This window comes from Phytobacter sp. MRY16-398, from assembly GCF_003925915.1.
GTDB lineage: Bacteria > Pseudomonadota > Gammaproteobacteria > Enterobacterales > Enterobacteriaceae > Phytobacter > Phytobacter diazotrophicus.
Genome location: NZ_AP018756.1, coordinates 2,406,176 through 2,421,518 on the forward strand (window position 1 = coordinate 2,406,176; position 15,343 = coordinate 2,421,518).

Genomic DNA, 15,343 nt, shown 5'->3' on the forward strand with positions numbered 1-15,343 from the left:
GGTCATCGCTACCAGAAATCCGCAGTAATGCTGGGCGATTTTTTCAGTCAGGGCGTAGCACAGTTGAATCTGTTCGACGACAACGCGCCGCGTCGTGACAGCGAACAACTGATGACACTGTTAGATCAGCTAAATGCCAAAGAAGGAAAAGGCACTCTGTATTTCGCTGGACAAGGAATACAGCAGCAGTGGCAGATGACGAGGGAAATGCTCTCGCCGCGTTATACGACGAGATTTTCTGATTTGCCTGTCGTCAGGTGAAACAATAGGCGATATGCTTCTGTTGGTTGAATATTTCAAGCCAAAACAAAAAAGGAAACACGTCCGCTTTGTGCCAAAAACGGACGTTGCTAATATCGAACCATGATAACGTATTGGGATCACGTCAACGTAACAGGTCATAGTATGAGAAGAAGCCCTCTCAAGGAGGGCTGTTATAAGATATAAATTGTTTTTATCTCACTCAGTGTGCTTTATCGCACGCGCTACATATTGAAGTGTCTCATCAGAATAGTTTTTGGTATTTACCTGTAAGAATGATGCACCTGCAACACTTCCTAGAAGGTTTGGTTCAAGGTAATACATGTGATTTTCAGGACTTATCACTCCGTCTTTAACAAGCTGAGACAAAAGCATTCGTCCGTCCTCGCCTCGTAACATACGAGCATGATTAACTTTATCTTGAAGCCTTGCCAAGCGGCCTTTACTGTGAGACCTAAACGCCATAACGATTCGCCGAAACACTCTTAACGCATCAGCAACCCGATCGTCGGAATTAGAATTTACAAGCTTGTTTGAAAACGCAGACCATGGAAAACCTTCTGATGATGGCCAGTTCACATAAAGCTCAGATCCAGGGCGGACCAAAGGGGGATTAATAGTTTGATTACTTTCGAATCGGTTTGCTTCAAGAATAACGCTTGTGTTTCCCTCATCTTTTTTGACTGACTTAACAATTAACTTTTCGCTGTTTATGCGAAGGCAGTCACAAGAAATACTAATAGGTGAGAAAAGCTCAAGCTGTTCGCCAGAAACGAACTCAACATCAGAAGATTCCGTATTGATGAAAACGTTGCCTACTTTAGTTCCGAGAACTATTGAGCTATATCCATCGGATGTAAACTCAATCTCTTTTGGTTCTTCATCATTCGAATTAGAGATAATAAATTCAACGTGAAGCCTCATATCTTCATCATCATTAACTATCAAGGTAGCACTGTCATTAATTTTTAGCTTAGATAGAGCAGAGTCGAAAAGAATTCCTATGAAGGAACTATTAATTTCTAAATCACCATGCTGCACCCTAGACTCAACGAAAAAGTCAAATAGGAATGGGTTAGGCGTTGAAACGCCTAATAGGCAATAGTTCTTTGCAGCATTAGAAATACTTTTATTTTCACTCCTCAATGCATAGGACAATATGCATGCTTCAAAGACAGAGCTAGCAACCTTTCTTCCCGTCCCGTCTAAGAATGGATGTTGAGGCAACATACTTTCAACAGCATCATTATACAAAGCAATTAAATCACCACTTAGCATACTCATACTATTTATCGGCGGGATGTTAAATAATCTACATGCAAGTCGACTAAGTTGCTCATCGATTGAATAAAGATCTTCTTTTATTGAGTCAAATTTTTCAGATAACTGCTGAGTCAGCTTGTACTGCTCTCGCGACAAAACAGCTTTGCATATACTCAACAACATTTCACCGCTCAAAATATCTTTCATTTCCTCAAGAATTCTAGATGGATTTTTGATGGTGCCAATAACTTTTGATACGGCTTCCAAAACCGGTGCATACCCGAAGAATCTAGTGGATTCAGCGCCCGATATCTCCTTCAATTCGTCAACTACACCACGGATTGAGCTTTTATATACTTGTGAATGTATGCTAAGAGAAGATGATAAGTGTCTATATTCTTGCCTTTGACTTTCAGATAATCTCAGAAGATTTTTTTCGATGAAGTCAGTAGCTTCAGACTCATTAAAAAATTCAATATCGAAAACAGGGCAATTAATATTATGAATCTCACTTAAAATTAGCCAAGCCTCCTCAATAATACCCACTCGGCCAAATATAATTATTGGGTTCTTATTTCTCTTTGAAACTTTACTGACGTCGAGCAAAAAGTCTTCAAATGAATCTTGGGTTACTCTTAACCTAGCCTCATCTAAAGAGTCAATTATTAAACCAACCGATCCGGAATTCCATGCTGGTAAAATATCTTTGTTTGCCAACCCGCCAATAACATAATTACCAGCAATACTTGAAGCCTTTGATAAATCCAAATATATACTACCAGTTTTATTACTTAGTTCCCTCGCCAGCACTGACTTACCAACAGCCCCGGGGGCGCTTATAAGAATCACTCTCGCGCCATCAATATCCCCAGTCAGGTTTTCATTCAACGAAAGTCTGGCTGGAACGTAGTTCGTAGTTAAATCTTGAGAGAAAAACCAACCATCACCATCTTCATTATCACTTACTACATGAACGCCACTTAAAAGGGCCGATATGTCGTCTATTTTGTATTCCATATTATTTCTTACTCCTATAATAAGTTGATAGGGATGTGCTTAGTTCAATCCGAGGTTTACGGTTCTGACCTGTACCACAACGATCTATCATAGGTTAGTCCTACAACCTAACGATAATGAAAAAATGAGAACGTCCGCTTTTCGCTCACAGCAGACCTTCAGCTCAGTTATCTTGTCCGCTCTGTGCCAGGAGCGGACGTTGTTAAGCTCATGCAGTATGGATTAACGAAGAGCAGACGTTATATTTTGTCCTGATTGACACGGGATGAAAGCTCCTGATGGCTCTCTTTTCGCTCGCTGTAACGATCAGCAAGATAATCGGTTTGTCCCTTAAGCAGCAGTGTGATTTTAAACAGCTCCTCGGCTACATCGACGATGCGGTCATACCATGACGAAGGTTTCATTCGTCCGTTTTCGTCGAACTCTTGCCATGCCCTGGCTACGGAGGACTGGTTGGGGATCGTAAACATCCGCATCCAGCGGCCCAGAATACGCATCTGGTTCACTGCATTGAAGGACTGTGAACCGCCGCAGACCTGCATTACCGCAAGTGTTTTGCCCTGCGAAGGACGAACCGCGCCTTCACTTAATGGTATCCAGTCAATCTGCGCCTTCATAACTGCGCTCATAGCCCCGTGCCGTTCAGGAGAACTCCACACCATCCCGTCACACCATCTGACCAGACCGCGCAGTTCGGTGACTTTAGGATGCGTGTCCGGCGCATCATCCGGCAGGGGTAAACCGGAGGGGTTAAACAGTTTTACCTCCGCGCCCATCGCCGTCAGCAGGCGACCAGCTTCTTCCGCGGCAAAGCGGCTGTAGGAGCGCTCTCTTACTGAGCCATACAGGATAAGAATCCGTGGCGGCTCCTCCAGGTGCAGGCGTTCAGCGATGTGTTGATCAAAGCATTCAGTATTCAGGGCAGGAAATTGTTCCATTATTCTTCTCCGGAGAGAGCAGGTGATTTCAAAGTTAACATATATGATTTATCATATGTATATTCTAAAGGGAACGGAGTGAAAAATGCTACAACCTGTTCAGCTTTTCAAAATCCTGTCGGATGAAACACGGTTCGCCATCGTCATGCTTCTCCGGGAGTCAGGAGAACTGTGTGTCTGCGATATCTGCGCGGCCATTTCCGAATCTCAGCCCAAAATCTCGCGACATATGGCTATCCTTCGCGAGGCCGGGCTGGTTCTGGACCGTCGTGAAGGCAAATGGATCCACTATCGTCTGTCACCCCACATACCAGCATGGGCCGCTGAAACAATCACGACGTCCTGGCAGTGTATGTGGGAGGATGTGCGTGGATGGCTGGATAAATCAGCCTGCACCTCCTGCTAAGAAAGAAAAACACATTCGAATAATCATATGTAATGGAGTCTGAGATGCTTTTGGCGGGGAGTATTTTTTTACTGACGCTGGTACTGGTGATTTGGCAACCCAGAGGCCTGAGTATTGGCTGGAGCGCGAGTATCGGGGCTGTGCTGGCGCTGGTAACCGGTGTCATCCATATCGCTGATATTCCCGTCGTCTGGAATATCGTCTGGAACGCGACAGCGGCTTTTATTGCGGTCATTATCATCAGCCTGCTGCTCGATGAGTCCGGTTTCTTTGAGTGGGCCGCACTGCACGTCTCCCGCTGGGGTAACGGACGTGGCCGCCTGCTGTTTACCTGGATAGTATTGCTCGGTGCCACTGTTGCTGCTTTGTTCGCCAATGACGGCGCCGCGCTGATCCTGACGCCAATTGTAATTGCGATGCTGCTTGCAATGGGATTCAGCAAGAGCACAACGCTGGCTTTTGTGATGGCCGCAGGATTTATAGCAGATACGGCCAGCCTGCCTCTCATTGTTTCTAACCTGGTGAATATCGTCTCGGCGGACTTTTTCAGTCTGGGGTTTACGCAGTATGCCTCCGTTATGATCCCCGTAGATGTGGCAGCGATTGCGGCCACGCTGGTCATGCTGCATCTCTTCTTCCGCAGGGACATTCCTGCCAAGTATGACGTTTCGCTGCTGAAGACGCCTGCCAGTGTGATAAAGGATCCAGCAACGTTCAGGGCGGGCTGGATTGTCCTGTTATTGCTGCTTGTCGGCTTCTTTATTCTGGAGCCTTTGGGGATCCCGGTCAGTACGATAGCCGCTACTGGCGCAGCAGTACTGTTTATAGTGGCGAAAAGAGGTCACGCCATCAACACCGGAAAAGTCCTGCGCGGTGCGCCATGGCAGATAGTTATTTTTTCACTGGGCATGTACCTGGTGGTCTATGGTCTGCGCAATGCAGGGCTCACGCAGTATCTTTCAGGCGTGCTGAACCTGCTGGCAGAAAAGGGGTTATGGGCAGCAACGGTCGGCACCGGCTTCCTGACCGCATTCCTGTCGTCGGTAATGAATAATATGCCGACGGTGCTGATTGGCGCGCTGTCGATTGACGGGAGTACGGCGACTGGCGTCGTCAGAGAGGCAATGATTTATGCCAACGTGATTGGCTGCGATTTAGGCCCGAAAATCACCCCGATTGGCAGTCTGGCAACCCTGCTTTGGCTGCATGTGCTTGCCCGGAAAAATATAACGATTACCTGGGGATATTACTTCCGTACCGGCATTATCATGACTCTGCCCGTGCTGTTTGTCACTCTGGCCGCGCTGGCGTTGCGGCTCTCCATCACTTTGTAATGAGATACAGATATGAGCAAAATTACCATCTATCACAACCCTGCCTGCGGCACTTCACGCAACACGCTGGAGATGATCCGTAACAGCGGTAACGAACCGACGATAATTTATTATCTCGATACGCCACCGACACGTGATGATCTGATTAATCTTATTTCAGATATGGGAATTACGGTGCGTGCATTACTGCGTAAGAATGTTGAGCCTTATGAACGCCTGGGTCTTGATGAAGAGAAATTTAGTGATGAGCAGTTGATTGATTTCATGCTTCAACATCCGATCCTGATTAATCGGCCGATAGTCGTTACGCCGCTTGGTACTCGTCTTTGCCGCCCTTCAGAAATAGTGCTGGATATTCTACCGGAAGGTCAGAAAGGAGCGTTTACCAAAGAGGATGGCGAGAAGGTCATTGACGAAACGGGGATGCGGGTTAAGTAATTTGCCCACTTCAAAATATCTGACGCCTGTATACGCTATGCAGGCGTCCGCTTTTCGCTCATAGCAGACGACTTAGTATGTCTTGTAAGTATTAACGAATCGGCTCGATTAACTCCCATCCTTGATTTTTAACATTACCCACGGCACGCGTAACAGCGTGCCAGATAAAGTTATCAGCCGGTACTGCACCATCGGCTGCAATTTCTCCCGCTTCCTTCCCGCCAATGTCCTGTCGCATCCATTCGCGAGCCGCTTCCGGCGTCAATACCAACGGTCTCCTGTCGTGAATATCGACCATGCCTTTATCAGCAGCGGAAGTCACAATGAGAAACCCCTCAGCCTCGTCGCCACGTTCGAACGGCGTGCTGCCAATACATGCCATAAAGATTGGCCCCCCCGTCGGCGCGGTGAATGAAGTAGGGCTGTTTCTTGTCGCCTTCCTTTTTCCATTCAAACCAGCCGTCAGCGAAACAGATAGCCCTGCCATGCAACCATAGTGGTTTAAACATTCTGCTGGTGGCTGCTGTCTCGACGCGAGCATTAATCAATGGTGTTTTATCCCGCCACCCGGGTGCGTAACCCCAGATTACAGGATCAAGATGTAGTTGCTCGTCGCGTTCACTGAGAAGGAGGACTTTCGTGCCAGGAGCGACGTTATATCGGCCAATCGGCTCGGGGTCGTATGCGATATCGCGTTCGGCCTCTTCGGCGAGATAAGCCAGGTATTCTTCGCGCGTCTGCGCCTGGGCGAATCGTCCGCACATATGCACCTCCAGTTTGATAAATAAAGTATAGGCATTCGGTCCGGGCGCTGGTTATTAACAGCATAATAGAAGGGAGAGTAGATGAGCTTAGTGTGTGATGAGGTTAACACTAACCTTTTATCGTACTGATTAGACGTGTACTATCTGTGGTGAGCTTATCAGTAGAAGAGAAGGGTACATTTAGCATTTTGTACACGCGCATGTACACATTCGTCAGAGTGAAGACGAAAACCTTATCTAACCTGCTGATAATTATTTAAAATATGATTTTGCATGTGATCTTTCGTGTGGGTCACCACTGCGAATTAAGGATATGAAATGCCTGTAATTACTCTTCCTGATGGCAGTCAACGCCATTTCGATCGTGCTGTGAGTCCAATGGATGTGGCTCTGGACATTGGTCCGGGTCTTGCGAAAGCGACCATTGCCGGTCGTGTGAACGGTGAGCTGGTTGATGCGTCCGATCTGATTGAAAATGACGCAACGCTCTCTATCATCACCGCCAAAGACGAAGACGGTCTGGAGATCATCCGCCACTCCTGTGCGCACCTGTTAGGTCACGCTATCAAGCAACTGTGGCCGAACACCAAAATGGCGATTGGCCCGGTTATCGATAACGGCTTCTATTACGACGTTGATCTTGACCATACCCTGACCCAGGAAGATATCGACGCGCTCGAAAAACGTATGCACGAGCTCGCCGAAACCAACTATGACGTCATTAAGAAAAAAGTGAGCTGGCACGAAGCGCGTGAAACCTTCGTGAAGCGTGGCGAGAGCTACAAAGTCTCCATTCTTGATGAAAACATTGCCCATGATGACAAGCCTGGCCTGTACCATCATGAAGAATATGTCGATATGTGCCGTGGTCCGCACGTGCCGAACATGCGTTTCTGTCATCATTTCAAATTGATGAAAATCGCCGGCGCTTACTGGCGTGGCGACAGCAACAACAAGATGTTGCAGCGTATTTACGGTACTGCGTGGGCAGATAAAAAAGCGCTCAACGCCTACCTGCAGCGTCTGGAAGAGGCCGCAAAACGCGATCACCGTAAAATCGGTAAACAACTCGACTTGTACCACATGCAGGAAGAAGCGCCTGGCATGGTGTTCTGGCACAATGACGGCTGGACTATCTTCCGTGAACTGGAAACCTTTGTACGTTCCAAACTGAAAGAGTATCAGTATCAGGAAGTAAAAGGCCCATTCATGATGGACCGTGTGCTGTGGGAAAAAACTGGCCACTGGGACAACTACAAAGATGCGATGTTCACTACCTCTTCCGAGAACCGTGAATATTGCATCAAGCCGATGAACTGCCCGGGCCACGTGCAGATCTTTAACCAGGGTCTGAAATCCTACCGCGATCTGCCGCTGCGTATGGCAGAGTTCGGTAGCTGCCATCGTAACGAGCCATCAGGCGCGCTGCATGGCCTGATGCGTGTTCGCGGCTTTACGCAGGATGACGCGCATATCTTCTGTACTGAAGAACAAGTGCGTGATGAAGTCAACGCCTGTATTCGACTGGTCTATGATATGTACAGCACCTTTGGCTTCGAGAAAATCGTCGTCAAACTGTCTACTCGCCCGGAAAAACGTATCGGTAGCGATGAGATGTGGGATCGTGCTGAGGCGGATCTGGCAGTTGCGCTGGAAGAAAACAACATCCCGTTTGAATATCAACTGGGTGAGGGCGCATTCTACGGTCCGAAAATTGAATTTACATTATATGACTGCCTCGATCGCGCATGGCAGTGCGGTACAGTCCAGCTGGACTTCTCGTTACCGGCTCGTTTAAGCGCCTCTTATGTTGGCGAAAACAACGAGCGTCAGGTTCCGGTGATGATTCACCGCGCGATTCTGGGGTCACTGGAGCGCTTTATCGGCATCCTGACCGAAGAATTTGCCGGTTTCTTCCCGACCTGGCTGGCCCCTGTTCAGGTTGTGGTGATGAATATCACTGATTCTCAAGCTGAATATGTCAACGAATTGACCCGTAAATTGCAAAATGCGGGCATTCGTGTAAAAGCGGACTTGAGAAACGAGAAGATTGGCTTTAAAATCCGCGAGCACACTTTACGTCGTGTCCCTTATATGTTGGTCTGTGGTGATAAAGAGGTGGAAGCAGGCAAAGTGGCCGTTCGCACCCGCCGCGGTAAAGACCTGGGCAGCCTGGACGTAAGTGAAGTGATTGAGAAGCTGCAACAAGAGATTCGCAGCCGCAGTCTTCAACAACTGGAGGAATAAGGTATTAAAGGCGGAAAACGAGTTCAAACGGCACGTCCGAATCGTATCAATGGCGAGATTCGCGCCCAGGAAGTTCGCTTAACTGGTCTGGAAGGTGAGCAGCTGGGTATTGTGAGTCTGAGAGAAGCTATCGAAAAGGCTGAAGAAGCTGGAGTAGATTTAGTTGAGATCAGCCCTAACGCCGAACCGCCAGTTTGTCGTATCATGGACTACGGCAAGTTCCTTTATGAAAAGAGTAAGTCTTCTAAGGAACAGAAGAAAAAGCAAAAAGTTATTCAGGTCAAGGAAATCAAATTCCGACCTGGCACCGATGATGGCGACTACCAGGTAAAACTCCGCAGCCTGGTTCGCTTTCTGGAAGATGGCGATAAGGCCAAGATCACACTGCGTTTCCGCGGTCGTGAGATGGCCCACCAACAGATCGGTATGGAAGTGCTTAACCGCGTCCGTGACGATCTGAGTGAACTGGCAGTAGTCGAATCCTTCCCTACGAAGATCGAAGGCCGCCAGATGATCATGGTGCTCGCTCCTAAGAAGAAACAGTAAGGCCTTCAAGTAGCAATTCCTGTGGCGCCTTTGGGCTTCACAGGTTTTGTTCGCCTGGGTTTCGTTTATTAACAATGCGAAGTGGAAGTTATTAAAATGCCAAAAATCAAGACCGTACGCGGTGCTGCTAAGCGCTTCAAAAAAACCGGTAAAGGTGGTTTTAAGCACAAGCACGCTAACCTGCGTCATATTCTGACCAAAAAAGCTACCAAGCGTAAACGTCACCTGCGTCCGAAAGCCATGGTTTCCAAAGGCGATCTGGGCCTGGTAATCGCGTGCCTGCCGTACGCATAAGTCGTTAACCTTTTTATTAACTTTTTTATGCCCCTGTCCGTTTGCATGATAAATGCGACGGGAGAAGGGCACTCAGAATATAGATACAGGAGAGCAACATGGCTCGCGTAAAACGTGGTGTAATTGCACGCGCACGTCACAAGAAAATTTTGAAACAAGCTAAAGGCTACTACGGTGCGCGTTCACGCGTTTACCGCGTTGCCTTCCAGGCTGTTATCAAAGCAGGTCAGTACGCTTATCGTGACCGTCGTCAGAAAAAGCGTCAGTTCCGTCAACTGTGGATTGCGCGTATCAACGCAGCAGCACGTCAGAACGGTATTTCTTACAGCAAATTCATCAACGGCCTGAAAAAAGCCTCTGTTGAAATCGACCGTAAGATCCTGGCTGATATCGCAGTATTCGACAAAGTAGCGTTTACCGCTCTGGTCGAAAAAGCGAAAGCAGCTCTGGCTTAATAAGTCAGTGGAAGAGGGAGCGATGCTCCCTCTTTTCGTTTATACCCGTCATGTCTCGCATTGCATGCGCGTAGGCTGAGGTTTTCACCCGGTCACTTACTTAAGTAAGCTCCTGTGGTTTTACTCTCTCGCCGCTGTTTTGCAACGCGAATTATTTAGGGTATAACACCATCAGAAGATTGACTTTTTTCCGGTGAGCCCTTTCAATAAGGTAATCCGCTTTTTACCACACAAGGTAACGCAAGCATGAATGCTGCTATTTTCCGCTTCTTTTTTTACTTTAGCACCTGACTCCGGGAGGCTAGCGCGTGAAAGAAGAAACGGAAAATTAACGCCAAAAGCCTCCAACAGGAGGCTTTTTTTGTGTCTGAATTTTAAGTAAAAAGTCCAACAACAAGGACATAACGAGGAAAATTATGTCACATCTCGCAGAGCTGGTTGCCAGTGCACGGGCAGCCATTAATGATGCCTCAGATGTTGCCGCGTTAGATAACGTACGCGTTGAATATCTGGGTAAGAAAGGGCATCTGACCCTTCAGATGACCACCCTGCGTGAGCTGCCGCCAGAAGAGCGCCCGGCTGCAGGGGCGGTGATTAACGAAGCAAAAGAACAGGTCCAGCAGGCGCTGAACGCGCGTAAATACGATCTGGAAAATGCTGCACTGAACGCGCGCCTGGCGGCTGAAACCATCGACGTATCCCTGCCGGGGCGCCGTATCGAAAACGGCGGCCTGCATCCGGTCACCCGTACTATCGACCGCATTGAGAGTTTCTTCGGTGAGCTTGGCTTTACCGTGGCGACGGGCCCGGAAATCGAAGACGATTATCACAACTTCGATGCATTGAATATTCCAGGCCATCATCCGGCACGCGCTGACCACGACACTTTCTGGTTTGATGCCACCCGCCTGCTGCGTACGCAGACATCTGGCGTGCAGATTCGCACCATGAAAGAACAGCAGCCGCCGATTCGTATTATCGCGCCGGGCCGCGTGTACCGTAACGACTACGACCAGACGCATACCCCGATGTTCCATCAGATGGAAGGTCTGATTGTTGATACCAACATCAGCTTTACCAACCTGAAAGGTACGCTGCACGATTTCCTGAACAACTTCTTTGAGGAAGATCTGCAGGTACGTTTCCGTCCATCCTACTTCCCGTTCACTGAACCGTCTGCAGAGGTGGATGTGATGGGTAAAAACGGCAAATGGCTGGAAGTGTTGGGTTGCGGCATGGTGCATCCGAACGTACTGCGCAATGTGGGCATTGACCCGGAAATCTATTCTGGCTTCGCGTTTGGGATGGGGATGGAGCGCCTGACCATGCTGCGTTACGGTGTGACCGATCTGCGAGCATTCTTCGAAAACGATTTGCGTTTCCTCAAACAGTTTAAATAAGGGCAGGACAAATAATGAAATTCAGTGAACTGTGGTTACGCGAGTGGGTTAACCCGGCAGTCGACAGTGAAGCGCTTTCCGATCAAATCACCATGGCTGGCCTGGAAGTTGACGGCGTCGAGCCTGTGGCGGGCGCATTTAACGGCGTGGTTGTGGGTGAAGTTGTGGAGTGCGGTCAGCACCCGAATGCAGACAAACTGCGCGTTACAAAAGTGAATGTGGGCGGTGAACGCCTGCTGGATATTGTCTGTGGCGCGCCGAACTGCCGCCAGGGGCTGAAAGTGGCTGTTGCCACCATCGGCGCAGTACTGCCGGGTGACTTCAAAATTAAAGCGGCCAAACTGCGCGGTGAACCGTCAGAAGGCATGCTGTGTTCGTTCTCTGAGCTGGGTATTTCCGATGACCACAGCGGCATTATCGAACTGCCGCTGGACGCCACGATTGGTACCGATATTCGCGACTACCTTAAACTTGATGACAACACCATTGAAATCAGTGTGACGCCGAACCGTGCTGATTGCTTAGGGATCATGGGTGTCGCGCGCGATGTCGCCGCACTGAACAAAGCACCGCTGGTTGAACCGGAAATCACCCCGGTTGTCGCCACCATTAACGATACGCTGCCAATCACCGTTGACGCCGCTGATGCCTGTCCGCGTTATCTGGGGCGTGTGGTTAAAGGTATTAACGTAAAAGCGCCGACCCCGCTGTGGATGAAAGAAAAACTGCGTCGCTGCGGTGTGCGTTCTATCGATGCGGTTGTGGACGTGACCAACTATGTTCTGCTGGAACTGGGTCAGCCGATGCATGCTTTCGATATGGATCGTATCGACGGTGGTATCGTCGTACGTATGGCGAAAGAGAACGAAACGCTGGTACTGCTCGACGGTAGCGAAGCCAAACTGGCAACCGACACGCTGGTGATTGCTGACCACAATAAAGCGCTGGCTATGGGCGGCATTTTTGGTGGTGAACACTCTGGCGTGAACGGCGATACACAGAACGTTCTGCTGGAATCCGCGTTCTTTAGCCCACTGTCCATCACTGGTCGCGCGCGTCGTCATGGTCTGCACACGGATGCTTCCCATCGCTATGAGCGTGGCGTTGATCCGGCGTTGCAGTACAAAGCCATGGAGCGTGCGACCCGTCTGCTGATTGATATCTGCGGCGGTGAAGCTGGTCCGGTTGTTGATATCACCAATGAAGCCACGCTGCCGAAACGGGCGACCATCCGTCTGCGCCGCAGCAAGCTGGATCGTTTGATTGGTCATCATATTGCGGATGAACAGGTTACTGACATCCTTAAACGCCTGGGGTGCGAAGTCACCGAAGGGCAGGATGAGTGGCTGGCCGTTGCGCCGAGCTGGCGTTTCGATATGGAAATCGAAGAAGACCTGGTAGAAGAGGTTGCGCGCCTGTACGGTTACAACAACATCCCGAATGCACCGGTACAAGCCGGGCTGGTGATGGGGTCACACCGCGAAGCCAATCTGTCGCTCAAGCGCGTGAAAACGCTGCTCAATGACAAAGGCTATCAGGAAGTGATCACCTACAGTTTCGTTGATCCGAAAGTACAGCAGTTGATCCATCCGGGTGAAGAAGCGCTGATTCTGCCAAGCCCGATCTCCAGCGAAATGTCAGCGATGCGTCTGTCACTGCTGACCGGCCTGCTCGGGACTATCGTCTATAACCAGAACCGTCAGCAGAGCCGTGTGCGTATCTTCGAAACCGGTCTGCGCTTCGTACCGGACACCCAGGCGCCTTTAGGTATTCGTCAGGATCTGATGCTGGCGGGTGCCATCTGCGGTAACCGCTATGAAGAGCATTGGGATCTGGCTAAAGGCAGCGTTGATTTCTTCGACCTGAAAGGCGATCTGGAATCCTTACTCGACCTGACCGGCAAATTGTCCGCGATTGAGTTCCGCGCAGAGGCGAATCCGGCGCTGCATCCTGGGCAATCCGCAGCGATTTATCTGAAAGATGAATACGTTGGTTTCATTGGCGTCGTGCATCCGGAGTTGGAACGTAAGCTCGATCTGAATGGTCGTACTCTGGTGTTTGAACTGGAGTGGAACAAGGTCGCAGACCGCGTGGTTCCTCAGGCGCAGGAGATTTCACGCTTCCCGGCGAACCGTCGCGACATCGCTGTCGTCGTCGCTGAAAACGTGGCTGCGGCAGATATTTTAGCCGAATGTAAGAAAGTTGGCGTAAATCAGGTAGTTGGCGTAAACTTATTTGACGTGTACCGCGGTAAGGGTGTTGCGGAGGGGTATAAAAGCCTCGCCATTAGCCTGATCCTTCAGGATACCAGCCGTACACTCGAAGAAGAGGAGATTGCCGCTACCGTCGCCAAATGTGTAGAGGCATTAAAAGAGCGATTCCAGGCATCATTGAGGGATTGAACCTATGGCGCTTACAAAAGCTGAAATGTCCGAATATCTGTTTGATAAGCTTGGGCTTAGCAAGCGAGATGCTAAAGAGCTGGTAGAGCTGTTTTTCGAAGAGATCCGTCGTGCTTTGGAAAATGGTGAGCAGGTAAAACTCTCCGGCTTTGGCAATTTCGATCTGCGTGATAAGAATCAACGTCCGGGACGTAACCCGAAAACGGGCGAAGATATTCCCATTACAGCCCGGCGCGTGGTGACCTTCAGACCCGGCCAGAAGTTAAAAAGCCGCGTCGAAAACGCTTCGCCCAAAGCAGAGTAATCTGGACTAATTAAAAAGGCCGCAATTGCGGCCTTTTTCTTTCAATACTGAATATCATCTTTAAAATCAACTCACTCAATAACGCATCAATTGAACTGCATGCTGAATTACGCAAAACTCCAACAGCGTCGTAATGGTCAGTGGCTCTGCGGCCTTGCGCTGCTTTTGCTGATCGCGCTGTTTATTAGCCTGTGCGCGGGCGATCAGTGGATTGGTCCTGCAAACTGGCTTGATGCCCGTGGGCAACTTTTTGTCTGGCAAATACGTCTGCCCCGTACGTTAGCGGTTTTGCTGGTGGGGGCGGCGCTGGCATTAAGCGGCGCGATTATGCAGGCGTTGTTTGAAAACCCACTGGCCGAGCCGGGGCTTCTGGGCGTGTCTAACGGTGCGGGTGTCGGGTTAATAGCCGCCGTACTGCTGGGAAAAGGTCTGTTGCCTGGCTGGGCGTTAGGGTTATGCGCCATCGCCGGGGCGCTGGTCATCACGCTTATTCTGCTGCGCTTTGCCCGACGGCATATGTCGACCAGTCGTCTGCTGTTAGCCGGCGTCGCGTTGGGGATCATTTGTAGCGCGCTGATGACCTGGGCCATCTATTTTTCCACTTCATTCGACCTGCGCCAGCTCATGTACTGGATGATGGGCGGTTTTGGCGGCGTAGACTGGCAACAAAGCTGGCTGATGGTCGCACTGTTACCGGTTATGGGCTGGACCTGCTTTCAGTCGCAGCCACTTAACGTACTGGCGCTGGGGGAGACATCGGCCCGCCAACTCGGGCTACCCCTATGGTTCTGGCGCAATGTGCTGGTGGTGGCAACCGGCTGGATGGTGGGCGTCAGCGTCGCGCTGGCTGGTTCCATTGGCTTTATAGGGCTGGTTATCCCCCATATTCTGCGTCTTTGCGGCCTCACCGATCATCGCGTGCTTCTGCCCGCCTGCGCGCTTGCGGGGGCGACGGCACTGCTTTTTGCCGATATCGTTGCCCGAATGGCGCTGAGCGCCGCGGAATTACCTATCGGTGTCGTGACGGCAACACTGGGGGCACCGGTGTTCATCTGGCTCTTGCTAACGGCAAGACGCTAAAAGGCCGGAGGACGCAATGCCCGTATTCACCCGCAGACAATAATTACGTAAAAGTGTGTAACAACAGCACGTCAAAAAAAGAAAAATTACCTAATCCATTGGTTTTATGCCTTTTTTGGGTAAATGACAGGAAAAGGATTATCGCGCATTATCTGGCTATTATTAATGACTGGCCGGGCGAGAGATCCGGCGTA

14 protein-coding genes, 2 pseudogenes and 1 other annotated feature are annotated in these 15,343 nt (G+C 49.7%); of the genes and pseudogenes, 13 read left to right on the plus strand and 3 right to left on the minus strand.

The annotated features are described in order from the left end of the window. Positions 1-261: pseudogene (locus MRY16398_RS11780) on the plus strand (DUF4113 domain-containing protein); the annotation flags it as partial. Positions 262-459: 198 nt separating this feature from the next. Here the strand turns inward: MRY16398_RS11780 and MRY16398_RS11785 are convergent. After that, on the minus strand, positions 460-2,541 hold the full coding sequence (locus MRY16398_RS11785; RefSeq protein ID WP_125124422.1) for a hypothetical protein: 2,082 nt from the start codon (positions 2,539-2,541) through the stop codon (positions 460-462). A 239-nt stretch (positions 2,542-2,780) separates the two neighbouring features. Further along, complete coding sequence (gene arsH, locus MRY16398_RS11790; protein ID WP_071193831.1) at positions 2,781-3,479, minus strand: arsenical resistance protein ArsH; 699 nt, start codon at positions 3,477-3,479, stop codon at positions 2,781-2,783. An 85-nt stretch (positions 3,480-3,564) separates the two neighbouring features. On the opposite strand from arsH, the gene MRY16398_RS11795 reads away from it, so the two are divergent. Genes MRY16398_RS11795 through arsC form a run of 3 tightly spaced genes read left to right on the plus strand, consistent with a single transcriptional unit; the run spans position 3,565 to position 5,657 of the window. Further along, positions 3,565-3,885, plus strand: coding sequence for a transcriptional regulator (locus MRY16398_RS11795; protein WP_079498125.1), 321 nt, complete (start codon positions 3,565-3,567; stop codon positions 3,883-3,885). Between the two features lie 44 nt (positions 3,886-3,929). Beyond that, positions 3,930-5,219 (plus strand): arsenic transporter, encoded by a 1,290-nt coding sequence (locus MRY16398_RS11800; RefSeq protein ID WP_125124423.1) that lies wholly within the window; start codon positions 3,930-3,932, stop codon positions 5,217-5,219. Positions 5,220-5,231: 12 nt separating this feature from the next. After that, a complete protein-coding gene (arsC, locus tag MRY16398_RS11805) occupies positions 5,232-5,657 on the plus strand; it encodes a glutaredoxin-dependent arsenate reductase (RefSeq protein WP_108700725.1) in 426 nt (141 codons plus the stop codon). Between the two features lie 91 nt (positions 5,658-5,748). Here arsC and MRY16398_RS30565 read toward each other — a convergent pair. After that, positions 5,749-6,421, minus strand: a pseudogene (locus tag MRY16398_RS30565) (SOS response-associated peptidase). A 318-nt stretch (positions 6,422-6,739) separates the two neighbouring features. On the opposite strand from MRY16398_RS30565, the gene thrS reads away from it, so the two are divergent. From thrS to btuC, 9 genes are all read left to right on the plus strand, one after another. Then, entirely contained in the window at positions 6,740-8,668 is a 1,929-nt protein-coding gene (gene thrS / locus MRY16398_RS11820) for a threonine--tRNA ligase (protein WP_041851605.1), read from the plus strand. Between the two features lie 3 nt (positions 8,669-8,671). Next, a complete protein-coding gene (infC, locus tag MRY16398_RS11825) occupies positions 8,672-9,214 on the plus strand; it encodes a translation initiation factor IF-3 (protein WP_071845866.1) in 543 nt (180 codons plus the stop codon). Positions 9,215-9,310: 96 nt separating this feature from the next. Next, positions 9,311-9,508, plus strand: a complete 198-nt coding sequence (gene rpmI, locus MRY16398_RS11830) for a 50S ribosomal protein L35 (protein WP_001124225.1) — start codon at positions 9,311-9,313, stop codon at positions 9,506-9,508. A gap of 98 nt (positions 9,509-9,606) precedes the next feature. After that, positions 9,607-9,963 carry a 50S ribosomal protein L20 gene (gene rplT / locus MRY16398_RS11835; protein WP_013366084.1) on the plus strand — a complete coding sequence of 119 codons (357 nt, stop codon included), beginning with the start codon at positions 9,607-9,609 and terminating at the stop codon, positions 9,961-9,963. 241 nt (positions 9,964-10,204) lie between these two features. Then, positions 10,205-10,328: a sequence feature (Phe leader region), on the plus strand. Continuing rightward, positions 10,210-10,254, plus strand: a complete 45-nt coding sequence (gene pheM, locus MRY16398_RS30570) for a pheST operon leader peptide PheM (protein WP_001386830.1) — start codon at positions 10,210-10,212, stop codon at positions 10,252-10,254. Its footprint overlaps the feature before it by 45 nt. A 51-nt stretch (positions 10,329-10,379) precedes the next feature. Continuing rightward, entirely contained in the window at positions 10,380-11,363 is a 984-nt protein-coding gene (pheS, locus tag MRY16398_RS11845) for a phenylalanine--tRNA ligase subunit alpha (protein ID WP_041851604.1), read from the plus strand. A gap of 14 nt (positions 11,364-11,377) precedes the next feature. Beyond that, positions 11,378-13,765, plus strand: a complete 2,388-nt coding sequence (gene pheT, locus MRY16398_RS11850; RefSeq protein WP_125124426.1) for a phenylalanine--tRNA ligase subunit beta — start codon at positions 11,378-11,380, stop codon at positions 13,763-13,765. 4 nt (positions 13,766-13,769) lie between these two features. Next, the gene (gene ihfA, locus MRY16398_RS11855; RefSeq protein WP_006820203.1) at positions 13,770-14,069 is read left to right on the plus strand and encodes an integration host factor subunit alpha; all 300 of its coding nucleotides are present in this window, start codon (positions 13,770-13,772) and stop codon (positions 14,067-14,069) included. A gap of 99 nt (positions 14,070-14,168) precedes the next feature. Next, complete coding sequence (gene btuC, locus MRY16398_RS11860) at positions 14,169-15,149, plus strand: vitamin B12 ABC transporter permease BtuC (protein ID WP_041851602.1); 981 nt, start codon at positions 14,169-14,171, stop codon at positions 15,147-15,149. The last annotated feature ends 194 nt before the right edge of the window (positions 15,150-15,343 follow it).